The 13,429-nt window shown below is 72.6% G+C and carries 17 protein-coding genes; 8 read left to right on the plus strand and 9 right to left on the minus strand.

What is annotated here, in order from left to right:
• Positions 1 to 27 precede the first annotated feature (27 nt).
• A complete protein-coding gene (asnB, locus tag AMK29_RS10060; protein ID WP_073810587.1) occupies positions 28 to 1,833 on the minus strand; it encodes an asparagine synthase (glutamine-hydrolyzing) in 1,806 nt (601 codons plus the stop codon).
• A 155-nt stretch (positions 1,834 to 1,988) separates the two neighbouring features.
• Between asnB and AMK29_RS10065 the strand changes: the two genes are divergently transcribed.
• From AMK29_RS10065 to AMK29_RS10085, 5 genes are all read left to right on the plus strand, one after another.
• Complete coding sequence (locus AMK29_RS10065; RefSeq protein ID WP_241845221.1) at positions 1,989 to 2,756, plus strand: PIG-L deacetylase family protein; 768 nt, start codon at positions 1,989 to 1,991, stop codon at positions 2,754 to 2,756.
• Between the two features lie 255 nt (positions 2,757 to 3,011).
• Positions 3,012 to 3,587 carry an RNA polymerase sigma factor gene (locus AMK29_RS10070; RefSeq protein WP_079196813.1) on the plus strand — a complete coding sequence of 192 codons (576 nt, stop codon included), beginning with the start codon at positions 3,012 to 3,014 and terminating at the stop codon, positions 3,585 to 3,587.
• Positions 3,588 to 3,592: 5 nt separating this feature from the next.
• Positions 3,593 to 3,913 carry a hypothetical protein gene (locus AMK29_RS10075; RefSeq protein ID WP_073810802.1) on the plus strand — a complete coding sequence of 107 codons (321 nt, stop codon included), beginning with the start codon at positions 3,593 to 3,595 and terminating at the stop codon, positions 3,911 to 3,913.
• A 97-nt stretch (positions 3,914 to 4,010) separates the two neighbouring features.
• Positions 4,011 to 4,229, plus strand: coding sequence for a type II toxin-antitoxin system VapB family antitoxin (locus tag AMK29_RS10080; RefSeq protein ID WP_073810591.1), 219 nt, complete (start codon positions 4,011 to 4,013; stop codon positions 4,227 to 4,229).
• Entirely contained in the window at positions 4,226 to 4,636 is a 411-nt protein-coding gene (locus tag AMK29_RS10085) for a PIN domain-containing protein (protein ID WP_073810594.1), read from the plus strand. The genes AMK29_RS10080 and AMK29_RS10085 overlap by 4 nt, the downstream gene beginning before the upstream one ends.
• Positions 4,637 to 4,640: 4 nt before the next feature.
• Here AMK29_RS10085 and AMK29_RS10090 read toward each other — a convergent pair whose 3' ends face one another.
• The 3 genes from AMK29_RS10090 to AMK29_RS10100 form a co-directional block, all read right to left on the minus strand.
• Positions 4,641 to 5,264 (minus strand): LysE family transporter, encoded by a 624-nt coding sequence (locus AMK29_RS10090; RefSeq protein WP_073810596.1) that lies wholly within the window; start codon positions 5,262 to 5,264, stop codon positions 4,641 to 4,643.
• Positions 5,261 to 5,581: a DUF2087 domain-containing protein gene (locus AMK29_RS10095; protein WP_073810598.1), complete on the minus strand. Its 321-nt coding sequence runs from the start codon at positions 5,579 to 5,581 to the stop codon at positions 5,261 to 5,263. Before AMK29_RS10095 ends, AMK29_RS10090 begins: the two co-directional genes overlap by 4 nt.
• A 90-nt stretch (positions 5,582 to 5,671) precedes the next feature.
• Positions 5,672 to 5,962, minus strand: a complete 291-nt coding sequence (locus AMK29_RS10100; protein WP_073810600.1) for a hypothetical protein — start codon at positions 5,960 to 5,962, stop codon at positions 5,672 to 5,674.
• Between the two features lie 446 nt (positions 5,963 to 6,408).
• On the opposite strand from AMK29_RS10100, the gene AMK29_RS10105 reads away from it, so the two are divergent.
• Positions 6,409 to 7,332 carry a hypothetical protein gene (locus AMK29_RS10105; RefSeq protein WP_073810602.1) on the plus strand — a complete coding sequence of 308 codons (924 nt, stop codon included), beginning with the start codon at positions 6,409 to 6,411 and terminating at the stop codon, positions 7,330 to 7,332.
• Positions 7,333 to 7,428: 96 nt separating this feature from the next.
• Positions 7,429 to 7,593 (plus strand): hypothetical protein, encoded by a 165-nt coding sequence (locus tag AMK29_RS36335; protein WP_158071305.1) that lies wholly within the window; start codon positions 7,429 to 7,431, stop codon positions 7,591 to 7,593.
• Positions 7,594 to 7,608: 15 nt separating this feature from the next.
• Here the strand turns inward: AMK29_RS36335 and AMK29_RS10110 are convergent, their stop codons facing one another.
• On the minus strand, positions 7,609 to 8,475 hold the full coding sequence (locus AMK29_RS10110; RefSeq protein WP_073810604.1) for a GNAT family N-acetyltransferase: 867 nt from the start codon (positions 8,473 to 8,475) through the stop codon (positions 7,609 to 7,611).
• Positions 8,476 to 8,670: 195 nt separating this feature from the next.
• Here AMK29_RS10110 and AMK29_RS35005 point away from each other — a divergent pair, with 195 nt between their 5' ends.
• A complete protein-coding gene (locus AMK29_RS35005; protein WP_079196814.1) occupies positions 8,671 to 9,384 on the plus strand; it encodes a DUF4232 domain-containing protein in 714 nt (237 codons plus the stop codon).
• A gap of 13 nt (positions 9,385 to 9,397) precedes the next feature.
• Here AMK29_RS35005 and AMK29_RS10120 read toward each other — a convergent pair whose 3' ends face one another.
• The 4 genes from AMK29_RS10120 to AMK29_RS10135 all read right to left on the minus strand — a co-directional run.
• The gene (locus tag AMK29_RS10120; RefSeq protein ID WP_079196815.1) at positions 9,398 to 10,075 is read right to left on the minus strand and encodes a maleylpyruvate isomerase family mycothiol-dependent enzyme; all 678 of its coding nucleotides are present in this window, start codon (positions 10,073 to 10,075) and stop codon (positions 9,398 to 9,400) included.
• 6 nt (positions 10,076 to 10,081) lie between these two features.
• Positions 10,082 to 11,482 (minus strand): adenosylhomocysteinase, encoded by a 1,401-nt coding sequence (gene ahcY, locus AMK29_RS10125; protein WP_198942207.1) that lies wholly within the window; start codon positions 11,480 to 11,482, stop codon positions 10,082 to 10,084.
• Positions 11,475 to 12,344 (minus strand): methylenetetrahydrofolate reductase [NAD(P)H], encoded by an 870-nt coding sequence (metF, locus tag AMK29_RS10130; protein ID WP_073810608.1) that lies wholly within the window; start codon positions 12,342 to 12,344, stop codon positions 11,475 to 11,477. The genes ahcY and metF overlap by 8 nt, the downstream gene beginning before the upstream one ends.
• Positions 12,341 to 13,429, minus strand: a 1,089-nt coding sequence (locus AMK29_RS10135) for a vitamin B12 dependent-methionine synthase activation domain-containing protein (protein ID WP_274535631.1), incomplete at its 5' end; no start/stop codon positions are given. The genes AMK29_RS10135 and metF, both read right to left, overlap by 4 nt.

The following is a 13,429-nucleotide window of genomic DNA, read 5'->3' on the forward strand; positions in this document are numbered from 1 at the left end:
GGTCCGGGACGCCCGGGTCCCGGGATGTCAGGCGGCACAGTCGGCCGGGATGCGCAGGCCCTGGACGATCTCCGTCCACAGTTCGTGGACGGCGAGGGCCCAGAGGGCCTGGGCGTCGTGGTGGGAGGGGCGTTCGAGGTGGCGGGCCAGGAGCTTCCGGACCCGGTCCGCGCGGACCTTGCCGCCGAGGACCAGCCGCGCCGGGGACAGCAGTTCCCGGACGGTCTCCAGGAGCGGCCCCCCGGGCGCGAGCATCGCCGCGACGGGCAGCGTGAACGGCTGCTTGGGCCGCCGCAGCACCCCCGACGGCAGAAGCTCCGCCCCCGCCTCGTACAGCGCCCGCTTACCTGTCCGCGCCCCGGCCGGCAGCGCACGCGCGTGCGTCACGACGGACGGCTGGCAGAACGGCATCCGCGCCTCGACCGCCCACGCCATCGAGAGGTGGTCGACCCGCCGCAGGTGGTACGCGGGCAGCCGCCAGCGCGTCTCGAAGGCGGTCATCGCGGTGAGCCGGTCCGCGCCGACGGCCTCCGCCGAGCGCAGCTCCTGCTCGATGCGGTCGGCGGCGGAGCCCTGGTCGGCGATGTGGGCGCGGTAGTCGGCGGTGTAGAGGTGCTCCCGGAGCAGCCGGGGCGCCGCCGCGAGCGCGTCGGCGTAGGCCCCGGCCCAGTCCGCCCCGGCGGGCGCGGCCTGCGCGGCGCGCATCCGGTCGTACCCGCCGAAGAGTTCGTCGGCGCCGTCCCCGGTGAGCGCCACGGTGAAGCCGCTCTCGCGGACGGCGCGGAAGAGCGCGTAGGTGGAGAGGGCGATGGGGTCGGCGTTGGGCTGGCCGAGGTGGCGGACCGTGCGGGTGAGGAGGGAGCTCAGCTCGTCGGGGTCGACGGCCACCTCGTGGTGGACGGTCCTGGCCCGGCGGGCGACGGACCGGGCGTACGCGGCCTCGGAGTCGGGCCAGCGGCCCCGGTAGGTGAGGTGGAAGGTGTGGAGCGGCGGCGCGTCGGCCTCCCGGGCGTGTTCGGCGGCGAGCGCCGTGACGAGCCCGGAGTCGAGGCCGCCGCTGGTGATGGCGCAGACGGGCACCTCGGCCTCGGCGAGCCGGCGCACCTCGTGGCGCAGGACGTCCTGGGTGTCGCCGAGGGGGGTTGCCCGGTACGGGCCGCGGCGGCGTACGACGGGCGCGGCGCCGGGCCGTACGAGGGCGGTGGCGCCGGGCGGCAGGACGTCGACGCCGTCGAGCGCGGTGTGGGTGGAGAAGGACGTGCGGGTGGCGAGGACGGTGTCGAGGGCGTCCTCGCGCGGGGAGATCCGTACCCCTTCGAAGGCGAGGAGCGCGGGGATCTCGGAGGCGAAGCGGGTGGTGCCGTCGTACGGGTCGTGGTGCAGGTGGACGGGCTTCATGCCCATGTCGTCGACGGCGAGCACGAGCCGGGTGCGTCCGGGGCGCAGGTCGAGGACGGCGACGGCGAACATGCCGTCGAGGTGCTCGGCGAAGGCGGGGCCGTACTCGGCGTAGAGCGCGGGGAGCAGGGTGCCGTCGCAGCGGTCGGGGAACCGGTGGCCCCGGGCGGCGAGGGTCCGGCGCAGCTCGGTGTGGTTGTAGATCTCGCCGTTGAGGACGGCGAGGATGCCGGGGAGGTGTGGCAGCCGGTAGGGCTGCCGTCCGCCGCAGGGGTCGGTCACGGCGAGCCGGTCGCAGCCGAGGGACCAGCCGGGTCCGCTGAGCACCTGGTGCTCGTCGGGTCCGCCGTGGCGCTGTCGGGCCGAGACCGCCGCGAGCTGGGCCGGCTCGGGGCGGTCGGCCCCGGCGGCGAAGGAGCCGAGAATCCTGCACATGCCGGTCGCCTCCGGTTCGAAGTCACTGTCATCGCATACGCGTCACGTCCAATGATTTGAATCTACCAAGTTTTTGAATGGCGCGTAAGTGCCATGTCCGGTTCACGCCACGGCATGGCCTTGCGACGCCCCCGCCACCCCAACAGGCTTGCCCCATGAGGGACATGGAGGACCACGAGAAGGCCGGGCCCGCACCGGACCCGGCACCCGACCGCGGCGCACCGGAATCGCTGCTCGTCGTCGCCGCACACCCGGACGACATCGAGTTCTGCGTCAGCGGCACCGTCATGCAATGGGTCGAGCGCGGCACCCGCGTCACGTACTGCATCGTCACGGACGGCGGCGCGGGCGGGTACGACGAACGGCTCCCGCGCCAGGCCATGGCGGACCTGCGCCGCGCCGAACAGGTCCACTCCGCCAAGCTCAGCGGCGTCGCCGACGTCCGCTTCCTCGGCTACCCCGACAGCTTCGTGGAGGCCTCCGTCGACCTCCGCCGCGACCTGTGCCGGGTGATCCGTGAGGTACGGCCGCAGCGCGCGATCATCCCGTCCCCCGAGATCAACTGGGCGCGGGTCGCCGACCTCCACCCCGACCACCGAGCCGTCGGCGACGCCTGCCTGCGCGCGGTCTACCCCGAGGCCCGCAACCCCTTCGCCCACGCCGAACTGCTCAAGAACGAAGGCCTGGAGCCCTGGACCGTCCACGAACTGTGGCTGATGACCGGACCCACCCCGAACCAGTACGTCGACGTCACCACCGTCTTCGACCGGAAGGTCGAGGCCCTGCGCATCCACACCTCCCAGACCGCCCACTTCGACGACCTCGCCGGCCTGCTGCGCACCTGGCTCGGCGAACACGCCACGGCCGGCGGCCTGCCCCCGGGCCGGATGGCGGAGGCCTTCCAGATCGTGCACATCGACTGACGGGCGGCGCACGGAAAAAACCTCCGCCGGAGGTGAATCCTTTCCGTGCCTTCCCCCCTCTTGTGCGTGTACCGGCCGAACGGGCCGGGCGGAACCCGGAGGGAACACCCATGATGATCACCGGCCTCGTAGTGATCGGCGCGCTGCTCGTGGCGGCGTGCGGCTGGCACCTGACGCGGCGCTACAAGGGACGGAACTGACCGGCGCACGGGCGACAGAGCTGACCGGTCTACGGGTGACGGGTGGGACGAACGCATGAACCGAGGCTTCCGCTGGCCGGACGAGCGGCTGATCAAAGCGGCCCAGGACGGCGACGTCCCGTCGCTCACCACCGTCGTGCTGCAATCGCAGCCCCACGTCCGCAGGTTCGCCCTGTCGCTGTGCGCCTCGCCGCAGGACGCGGAGGACGCGGCGCAGGAGGCGCTGATCATCCTGTACCGGAAGATCGGCACCCTGCGGGCCGCCGGAGCTCTCGCGTCGTGGATGTTCCGGATCGTACGGAACGAATGCCTGCGTCACGTACGGCTGCTCGTCCCGAGGGGCGACGAGACGCGGGCCGAGACCGGGGCGCCGACCGAACCGTCCGCCGAGGACGCGGTGCTGCGCGGCCTCGAGGCCCAGCGGATCGCGGCCGCGGTCAGCGCCCTGCCCCGCGACCAGCGGCAGGTCCTGCTCCTGCGGGACGTCCAGGGCCTGCCCGGCAGGACCGTCGCCCGTGCGCTCGGCCTGAGCGACGCCGCGATGAAGTCGCGGCTCCACAGGGCGCGTACAGCACTGCGCCACTCCCTGACCGCGTCCGACCGACCAGCCGTAGGAGAGTCACGACCGTGAGCACCGTGAAGCGTGCGCGCACCCGTCGAGAAGCCGCCGACACCGCCCGTCCCTCCACCCCCGGACCGGACTACGCCAGCGCGTCCGTCCCCCGCCACCTGGCGCGCGGCGCCCTCGGCTTCGGGCTGATCGTCGGCTCGATCGCCCTCGTCCCCGTCGCCGGCCCGGCGACCCTGCTGGCCGCCCCGCTGGCCCTCATCGCGTTCCGGGGCTGCCCCACCTGCTGGATGGTCGGCCTGGCGCAGACGATCTCCCGGGGCCGCCTGGAGCGGCGGTGCGAGGACGGCGTCTGCACCCTCAGCCCGGCGGGAGCCGACAGGGGCTGAGGGGGCCGGGGGGACTCGGGCTGCCGGACTCGACGGACGCGGAGGGGGGCACATATATACTCGGCACGTCGAGATATACGACGCACCGGAGGCGCTCATGTCCAAGACCCTGGTCGACATCGACGACGACATGCTGGCCTTCGCGCAACAGCAGCTCGGCACCAAGACCAAGCGGGACACCATCAACCGCGCGCTGACGATAGCGGCGGCGATCAGCGCGGACGACCGAGCCCGAGCCCTTCGCTGGCTCCAGGACAACGCCGAGGACTTCCTCGACTTCGACTTCCTCGAAGAGCAGGAGCGACACGGCCGGTGAAGCACTACCTCGCCGACACGTCAGCGGTGTGGCGGCTCCTGCGCCGGCAGATCGGCGAGCCGTGGCCCGGCCATGTGGCACACGGCCGGGTCTCCCTCTGCCCGCCGGTCGAAGCGGAGCTGATGCGCGGCCTGCGCGCCGACCGCGACCACGAGCCATTCACCACCATGCTGAACCAGACCTTCGCCTGGGTCCCCGCGCCGGAGGACCCGTGGCCGAAGGTCGTGGCGGTGCAGCGCGACCTCCTGCGGATCGGGCACCTCCGTGGCCCCTCTCCCATGGACATCCTGATCGCGCTCACCGCCGAGCAGCATCGTCAGACGCTGCTGCATGTGGACGACGACTTCACCGCCATCGCCAAGGTGCGGCCGGGCATCGAGATGGTCCGTCTGGTGCCCGAGGCCTGAGAGCTCACCCCACCAGCCGCACCGCGAGGACCACGATCAGCGTGCTCGACGCGAGTGCCGTGGCCAGCCTGCCCCGCGCACCCGTGAGGGTCCGGCCGAGGAGGGTGCCGCCCAGGGCGAGCAGGAGCTGCCAGCTCGCGGAGGCGGCGAGGGCCGCGAGGACGTAGGCGGTGCGGTCGACCGGGCCGGCGGGGGCCGAGGGCCCCGTGGCCAGGACCAGGGCGGCGAAGTAGACCACCGTCATGGGGTTGAGGATCGTGATGCCCAGGAAGGTGAGGAAGGCACGGGCCGGGGTCAGGGCGGTCCCGTCGTCGCGGGAGGCGAGCCCGTCCGTCCGGTACGCGGCGAGCGCCAGCCACGCGGCCCGGACGGCGAGCACCACGAGTACCGCCGCGGAGGCCCAGCGGAACGGGTCCATCACGGGAGCGAGCACCGGGACGAGCGCGGCGCCGCCCGCGACGGCCAGGAGCGCGTACACCCCGTCGGCGGTGGCGACACCGAGGGCCGCGCCGACGCCCGTACGCCAGCCGGTACGGGCCGTGACGGCCACGAGGTAGGCGCCGACGGCGCCGACCGGGATCGCGATGCCGTAGCCGGCCAGCAGGCCGGCCACCACCGCGCCGGTCACGCGACGGCGGGGATCGCGCCTCCGGGGGAGCCGGGCTGCTGCCGGCGGCGGTAGGCCGCGCCGTCCTTCGTCCGGGCGAGGAAGCCGCCGACGACGAGATACCGCCGCAGGGCCGGGAGGTCCTCGTGCACGGTCAGCAGGGCCTGGTTGACCTCGGGCTCGCGGTAGTCGCGGCCGGTCTCGAAGAGCGTCGCGGCGAGGTGCGCGAGAAGGGCCTCACGCCGGGCGGGCTTGCGCGGGATGGCCTTGAGGCGCCCGTCGGCGGAGAAGAGGTCGGCGACGGGGCGGGAGGGCGCCGCGGAATGATGACTGGTCATGGCGGAGAAGCCTGGGGGTGACGGGCGGCGCCTCGCAAAGGGTTTTCACGCGGCGGGCTTCGCCGAAGGGGTGCGCTCCGGCCGCTGCGGTCACTTCGGCTCGGGCCGCACCATGACGTTCGCGGCCTCCTGCACGGTGAGGAGCATCGTTCGCTCACCCTCGCGCTCGAAGATCGACCGGCCCTTCTCCATGAAGGCCCGGAAGTCGTCCTCGGACTCCCAGAAGTCCACGACCCGCCACCCCCCGCTCCCGTCGGGCCCGGCGGCGTGCGCGAGGAACCCGGCCGGCGGAAACCAGTCGGTGGCCAGGAGCTGCCGTGTGGTCTCCTCGTACTGCTCGTGGGTACCGCCGGGAAACTCGATGGTGACGATGACGGGCATGGGGGCTGCTCCTGTACGGACGGGGAGGACGAGGTCCCACCAGCAGAGCAGCGGCGGCAAGCGACCGCACGGCGACGAAGCCCGAACGAGTCGTTCGGGGGGGGCGGGGCGGCCGGGGGGCGGTGAGGTTCTGGGGGTGACTGGTGTGGCTCGGGGGGTTGTCGTGCCGACGCGACGAAGGAGCGCCCTCGAGGCGGCGGTGGAGGCCGACACACTCGGAAAGAGGGCGGCCGCACCAGAAGCCCGCGAAGCCGGGTCACCCCCCGACCCTCGGAAACCCGCCTGCTCCCAAGCCCGTTGGGCCTGCTCGTCACCCACACGGGCGATCTTCACCCCACGCGCCCATCCGGACGCGCACAGTGACGTACGTTCACGCAAAACGGCCCCCGCCGAGGCTCGCAACCTACGACGGGGGCCTGAACCACTAGTGGAAACAGGACTCCACCGTGATCTACCGGCACTTTAACGCGCCCTCCCGTGCCTACAGCCAGTTCTCGCACGAGATCATTCGGCACCCCCGGCTCAGCGCCAACGCCGTCCGGCTTCTGACCTGGCAGCTCTCCCTCCCCCGAGGCGCCCGCGAACCCCTCTCCCGAACTGCCGAGCGTGCCCGGATCGGGTCATGCGCCTTCACCCGCGCCAAACGACAGCTCATGGAGGAGGGGTTCGTGCACGAGCGCCGGGTCCAGGGCGCCGGGGGACACTGGATGACCCAACAGCTCGTCTCCAGCACCCCGTTGACCTCCGACGAGGCCATCAAGCTTCTCTCTCGGACACCCGCCCCCACCTGCACCAACCGCGTATCCCCGCAGGTCGCACCGAGTCCCCGGAAACCGGCCGCCGGTCAGCCGACCACCCCGCCGGCCGACCGTCATCCAAAGAAAGACCCAAAGGAAGACACCTCCAACCTTCCGGCCGAGCAGACCGGAGAGGACGGCCCCGCCGCCAGCACGCCCCCCAGCCCCCGCCACGAAGACGCCCGCGCCCTCGTCGGCGCCCTCCCCCTGCTCTCCCCCGCCCTCCGGCACATCCCGCCCGCCATGCGCGACGAACTCACCCGCCTCGCCGCCCGCTGGCTCGACACCGGACACACCCCCACCGACGTCCACGAACACATCCTGCGCGGCCTCCCCGGCCCCGGAACCCCCGTCCACCGGCCCGGCGGCCTCGTCCGCTACCTGCTCCGCGACGTACCGCCCCTCACCCCGCCGACTCAGCCCCCGCCCGCGCCGCCCGCGCCCACGAACCGCCTCTCCGTCCGCCTGCAAGGCACCCGCGAATGCGCGAGCGGCACCCACACCCAACCCATGCTGTTCCGCCCGATCGCGGACGAGACGCTGTGCGGGCAGTGCGTACCGGCGCGACCGTGATCAGCTTCGCCGTCGGGGTCACGCCTACGCCCGCGCCTCGCGCTTCCACTCGTCGGCGAGGAGGCCCAGCAGCACCTCGTCCAGGAGTCGGGCCGGATGCCGGCCGGTGTGCGGCCCGAGGAGGACTACCCGCTCCCCCCGCCGCGCCACCACCCCCCGTTCCGGGTCGACGGGGCGATCTTCCACGCCACCCTCGTCCGCCTCCCCGCCGTCCGCACCCCGTGGCTCCGCGAACTCCTCGACCACCAGCGGAGGTTCTGACCGGCGTCCTGCTCGCTAGACGTCCCGGATACGGTCCCTGACCTCGGGGCGGGGGCGGAAGCCGGCCGAGACGTACGTGGCGACGGCGCCCGCGTTCGCGGTCGGCGTGCAGACGAGCGCGCTCGACGCCCCGAGGTTGCGCAGGGCGGCCGCCGCGGCGAGGGTGATCGCCCGGCCGTGGCCCTGACCGCGGTGGTCCGCGTGGACGCCCATCGGTTCGAGCAGACCGGGCCTGCCCGGTCCCGCCGACCACACCGTCACCGTCGCCACCGCGCTGCCCCGGTCGTCGTACGCGACCAGGGACCGGGCTTCGGTGAACGGCAGCCCGACCGCCATCGCGTGCCAGCGCTCCGCCGTGAACCGCCCCCCGCCGAACGCCGACCGGTGCACGGCGGCGCACACCTGCGCCCGTTCCGGTCCGACCGCCTCGATCCGTACGCCCGGATGGTTCACCGGCTCCGTGAGGTCGCGGTGCAGCGGCGTCCACGGCGCGTCGAAGCCCCAGCCCCGCTCGGACAGCAGCTCCTGGAGCCGTACGTCCGTCGGCGCCTCCACACTGACCTTCCCCGCGGGCAGCACCCCGCGCTCCGGGTCCGTCACGTCATCGGCCATCCGGCGCGCCAGCTCCTCGTCCCGCCACGCGTCCGGCGCGGTCGTCAGCCGCAGCAGGTCGGGGCCGTCCAGCAGCCCGACGGCGAGTATCCGCCCGTCCCGGCTCCACGTCCTGACCGCCTCGGCGGTCGCTTCGGCACCCCACCGCCAGAACCATCCCAGGTCCCCCGGGTGCAGTTGCGTCGGCGCCCCCTCGTCCTGCCATGCGCGCAGCGCGCCCACCGCCGCGCTCAGCCCGTCGACTCCCGGCTTACCGCTCACGATCGCCATGCGTCCGATCCCACATGAGTCCACCGGCCGTCCGCACCCGGTTTTACCGGCCTCGCCGCGGAATCGGCCCCTCCCTGTACCTGCTGGGTAACAGAGCCCCGACGAAGGCTTGTTGATGAAGCCCCGGGAGCAGACTCTGCTCGGCAGCGAAGGCCGAGAGCGGTCTCGTACGGCCGACCACGGGGGAGAACCACCATGAACAAGCGCATCAGTCATGTCCGGGGCGTGAAGCCCTACGCCGTCGGCGCCGCGGTCGTCGCCGCGCTGCTGGCGTCCACGGCGTGCCAGCCCAGTGCCGACGACGGTGCGGGCCAGGGCGGCACCTCCGCCCCGCCGAGCGCGACGAGTGCGGCGACGCCCGGCGGGACGGCGACGGCCACGCCGACAGCGGCGCCGACGGAGACGCCCACGGAGACCGCCGAGCCCAGCGGCAGCGCCTCCGCCGCGCCCGGCGGGGCCACCGTCGCCGCCTGCACCGTCGACGACCTCGCCGTGTCCGCGGTCAAGGAGCCCGCGGACGCCAAGGAGAACAGGCACCTGCTCCTCACCGTCCAGAACTCCGGCGACGCCACGTGCGCCCTCTACCACTACCCCCACGTCCGGCTCGGTGCCGACGCCCGCACCACCGTCCCCGTGATCAAGGACAGCGACCCGGACCCCGGCAAGCCCGTCGTCATCGAGCCGGGCAAGGAGGCGTACGCCGCTCTGCTCGTCAGCGGGGGCGCCAGGGACGAGTACGAGGCGCGGAGCATCACCCTCACCCTCCAGGGCCGCACGCCCGGCACCCACGCGGGCAAGCCGGTCGACGTCCCCATGCCGGCCACCCCGCTGTACGCGGACGACGGCCAGCTCGTCACCTACTGGACGACCGCGTCCGGTCTCGCCCTGGACTTCATCATGTCCAAGTGACCACCTCGCCCCCTCAGCGGTAGATGAGCAGCTCCTGTTCCGTCGCGCCCCGCAGCTCGTAGCGGGTGCGGACCAGGGGGCGGCCCGCGTAGATGCGGATCAGGGTCGAGGCGTCGCCCTCGTAGGTGGCCGGCGGACGGCCTTCGACCGGGTTGCCCAGGGCCACCGGGGTGCGTTCCCGGTCCTTCAGGACGCCCACCAGACGGGGGGTCTCCCGTCTGCGGCTCGTCACCGAGAGGAGCGGGAGGGCCAGGTCCAGGCTGGGGCCGCAGTAGGCGTGCGGTTCGCCGAAGGCCTCCCGTACGTCTCCGGCGTGGACCCATTCGCCGAGCGCGACGGCGTCGAGCCTGCCGTCCTCGTGCGCGGCGATGACCGGACCGGCCTCGGTGAGGCCGCGTTCCAGTTCGTCGAGGATCCGGCCGAGCGGCCACTCCTCGCGCTCGGCCACGTCGCAGGCGTTCGCCTCGGGCAGGAACACGCCCTCCTCCAGGCGGCCCTCGACGATCCGTACGAGCGCCGCCCCGCAGTGGGCGACGACCTGCCGGACCGTCCAGCCGGGGCAGGCGGTGCGCAGCTCGTACGCCTCCTCCGGTGTGCGTCGCAGGAGCGGCATCAGGGCGTCCCGTTCCGTCCGGAGGAGGCGGTCCGGGAGCCAGGGGTCACGCTCCTCGTGCAGGCAGTCGGTACACATGCGTCCTCAGTAGCGGTAGTGGTCCGGCTTGAAGGGGCCCTCGACCGGGACCCCGATGTACGTGGCCTGCTCGGGGCGCAGGGTCGTCAGCTTGACGCCGAGGGCGTCCAGGTGGAGGCGGGCGACCTTCTCGTCCAGGTGCTTGGGCAGGACGTAGACGTCGGTCGGGTACTCCTCCGGCTTCGTGAAGAGCTCGATCTGCGCCAGCGTCTGGTCCGCGAAGGAGTTCGACATGACGAACGAGGGGTGGCCCGTCGCGTTGCCCAGGTTCAGGAGGCGGCCCTCGGACAGGACGATGAGGACCTTGCCGTCGGGGTAGGTCCAGGTGTGGACCTGCGGCTTGACCTCGTCCTTGACGATGCCCGGGGTCCTGGCGAGGCCGGCCATGTCGATCTCGTTGTCGAAGTGGCCGATGTTCCCGACGATCGCCTGGTGCTTCATCCTGGCCATGTCCCCGGCCATGATGATGTCCTTGTTGCCGGTCGTGGTGATGAAGATGTCGGCCGTCTCGACGACCTCGTCGAGGGTCGTGACCTGGTAGCCGTCCATCGCCGCCTGGAGCGCGCAGATCGGGTCGATCTCCGTGACGATGACGCGGGCACCCTGGCCGCGGAGGGACTCCGCACAGCCCTTGCCCACATCGCCGTAGCCACAGACCACGGCCGTCTTGCCACCGATGAGGACATCGGTGGCGCGGTTGATGCCGTCGATGAGGGAGTGGCGGCAGCCGTACTTGTTGTCGAACTTCGACTTCGTCACGGCGTCGTTCACGTTGATCGCCGGGAAGAGCAGCGCGCCTTCGCGGTGCATCTCGTACAGACGGTGGACGCCCGTCGTGGTCTCCTCCGTGACGCCACGGATGCCGGCGGCGATCGTCGACCAGTCCAGGGTGGACCTTTCGAGGAGGGCGCGGACGACGGCCATCTCCTCGTTGTCGGCCTCGGGCAGCGCGCCGGACTTCTGGTACTCCACACCCTTGTGGACGAGGACGGTCGCGTCACCGCCGTCGTCGAGAATCATGTTGGGGCCGCCCGTGGAGGCGTCCGGCCAGGTCAGGGCCTGTTCCGTGCACCACCAGTACTCCTCCAGGGTCTCGCCCTTCCAGGCGAAGACCGGGATGCCGGCGGCGGCGATGGCGGCGGCCGCGTGGTCCTGGGTGGAGTAGATGTTGCAGGACACCCAGCGGACCCGGGCCCCGAGGGCGACGAGCGTCTCGATGAGGACGGCCGTCTGCACGGTCATGTGCAGGGAGCCGGTGATGCGGGCGCCGGCGAGCGGCCGGGCGGCCGCGTACTCGCGGCGGATCGACATCAGGCCGGGCATCTCGTGCTCGGCGAGGGTGATCTCCTTGCGGCCGAACTCGGCCAGCGAGATGTCCGCGACCTTGAAGTCGGTGAAGTCAGACATGGACGACACTCCTTGCGCTGAGGATGGTTCGGTGGATTTCGAGGGCCGCCGTCGACCTGTTGAGCGTGATGTAGTGCAGCCCCGGCGCCCCCTCGTCGAGCAGCCGCAGGCCCATCGCGGTCGCGTGCCCGACGCCGACGCGGTACGCGCCGGCCGGGTCGTCCTTCGCCGCCTCCAGGCGGTGCGCCAGGTCCTCGGGGAAGGCGGCGTCGCTCAGTTCGGCGAAGCGGCGGATCTGGCGGACGTCCGTCGCCGGCATGATCTCCGGGATGATCGGGGTGTCGCAGCCGGCGGCGACGACCCGGTCCCGCAGCCGCAGGTAGTCCTCCGGGTCGAAGAACATCTGCGTGATCGCGTAGTCGGCGCCCGCCCGGCACTTCGCGACGAAGTGCGCGAGGTCGTCGGCCGGGTCTTCCGACCTCGGGTGGCCCTCAGGGAACGCGGCCACCCCGATGCGGAAATCGCCGAGCGAGCGGACCAGCTCGACGAGTTCGTACGCGTACGTGAAACCGTCCGGGTGGGGGGTCCACGCGCCGCGCGGATCGCCCGGCGGGTCGCCGCGCAGCACGAGCACGTCCCGCACCCCGGCGTCCGCGTACGCGCCGATGATGCTCCGCAGCTCCCCCACCGAGTGGCCGACGGCGGTGAGGTGGGCGACCGGGCGCAGGGTGGTCTCGGCCGCGATGCGCTTCGTGACGTCGATGGTGCGGTCGCGGGACGAGCCGCCCGCTCCGTACGTCACGGAGACGAAGTCCGGCGCGAGCGCCTCCACCCGTCGGATCGCGTCCCACAGGGTCCGTTCGCCCCGGTCGGTCTTCGGCGGGAAGAACTCGAACGAGAAGGTCGGTGCGTCGGGGTTCACAGGCGTCGGCCTCCCGCGTTGAAGTAGTTCGCCTCCGGGTGGTGGACGACGATCGCGTCCGTCGACTGTTCGGGGTGCAGCTGGTACTCCTCCGACAGCACGACGCCGATGCGTTCCGGGCGCAGGAGCGCGGCGATCTTCGCCCGGTCCTCCAGGTCGGGGCAGGCCGGGTAGCCGAGCGAGTAGCGGCAGCCCTGGTACTCGGTGCGGAGCATGCCTTCGAGGCCGGACGGGTCGCTGCGGGAGATGCCCCAGTCGGCGCGGACGCGGGCGTGCCAGTACTCGGCGAGCGCCTCGGCCAACTGGACCGACAGGCCGTGCAGTTCGAGGTAGTCGCGGTAGGCGTCGGCGGCGAAGAGCCGGGCCGTCTCCTCGCCGATGCGGGAGCCGACGGTGACGACCTGGAGGGCGACGGCGTCGATCTCGCCGGAGTCCTCGGCGCGGTGGAAGTCGGCCAGGCAGAGGCGGCGGCCCCGCTGCTGGCGGGGGAAGGAGAAGCGGGTCCGCTCGCCTCCGTCCTCGTCCAGGACGATCAGGTCGTCGCCCTTGGACACACAGGGGAACCAGCCGTACACGACGGCCGCCTCGACCAGGTTCTCGCGTTCGATCCGGTCGAGGAGCGCCCGGAGCCGGGGCCTCCCCTCCGTCTCGACGGTCCCGGCGTCCTTGAGGCCCCACTGGCCTTTGAAGAGGGCGTTCTCGTCGAGCCAGGGGGCGTACTCGGCGAGCGGGACGCCGGTGACGACCCGGGTCCCGAGGAAGGGGGGTTCGGGTACCGGGTTGTCGGCGGCGACGTCGGAGCGGCCGGCCGGTTCGGGTTCCCGTACCTCCGCCGGCGACTCGGGGCGCTTCGGCACCCGGCGCTGTTTGAGCGGCGGGAGTACGGCTCCGGGGACGCCGCGCTTCACGCCCATGAGGGCGTCCATGAGGCGCAGGCCCTCGAAGGCGTCGCGGGCGTAGCGGACCTCGCCCTGGTAGATCTCGTGGAGGTCCTGTTCGACGTACGCCCGGGTGAGGGCGGCGCCGCCGAGGATGACGGGGAAGCGGTCGGCGAGGCCCCGGCCGTTCAGCTCCTCCAGGTTCTC

This window comes from Streptomyces sp. CB02261 (assembly GCF_001905665.1).
Taxonomy (GTDB): Bacteria; Actinomycetota; Actinomycetes; order Streptomycetales; family Streptomycetaceae; genus Streptomyces.

Excerpts from the sequence above, each read along its gene's own strand:
- asnB (WP_073810587.1), bottom strand. The coding sequence starts at position 1,833 with ATGTGCAGGATTCTCGGCTCCTTCGCCGCCGGGGCCGACCGCCCCGAG.
- AMK29_RS10065 (WP_241845221.1), top strand. The coding sequence starts at position 1,989 with ATGAGGGACATGGAGGACCACGAGAAGGCCGGGCCCGCACCGGACCCG.
- AMK29_RS10070 (WP_079196813.1), top strand. The coding sequence starts at position 3,012 with ATGAACCGAGGCTTCCGCTGGCCGGACGAGCGGCTGATCAAAGCGGCC.
- AMK29_RS10080 (WP_073810591.1), top strand. The coding sequence starts at position 4,011 with ATGTCCAAGACCCTGGTCGACATCGACGACGACATGCTGGCCTTCGCG.
- AMK29_RS10095 (WP_073810598.1), bottom strand. The coding sequence starts at position 5,581 with ATGACCAGTCATCATTCCGCGGCGCCCTCCCGCCCCGTCGCCGACCTC.
- AMK29_RS10100 (WP_073810600.1), bottom strand. The coding sequence starts at position 5,962 with ATGCCCGTCATCGTCACCATCGAGTTTCCCGGCGGTACCCACGAGCAG.
- AMK29_RS36335 (WP_158071305.1), top strand. The coding sequence starts at position 7,429 with ATGCCGGCCGGTGTGCGGCCCGAGGAGGACTACCCGCTCCCCCCGCCG.
- AMK29_RS10110 (WP_073810604.1), bottom strand. The coding sequence starts at position 8,475 with ATGGCGATCGTGAGCGGTAAGCCGGGAGTCGACGGGCTGAGCGCGGCG.
- AMK29_RS35005 (WP_079196814.1), top strand. The coding sequence starts at position 8,671 with ATGAACAAGCGCATCAGTCATGTCCGGGGCGTGAAGCCCTACGCCGTC.
- AMK29_RS10120 (WP_079196815.1), bottom strand. The coding sequence starts at position 10,075 with ATGTGTACCGACTGCCTGCACGAGGAGCGTGACCCCTGGCTCCCGGAC.
- ahcY (WP_198942207.1), bottom strand. The coding sequence starts at position 11,482 with ATGTCTGACTTCACCGACTTCAAGGTCGCGGACATCTCGCTGGCCGAG.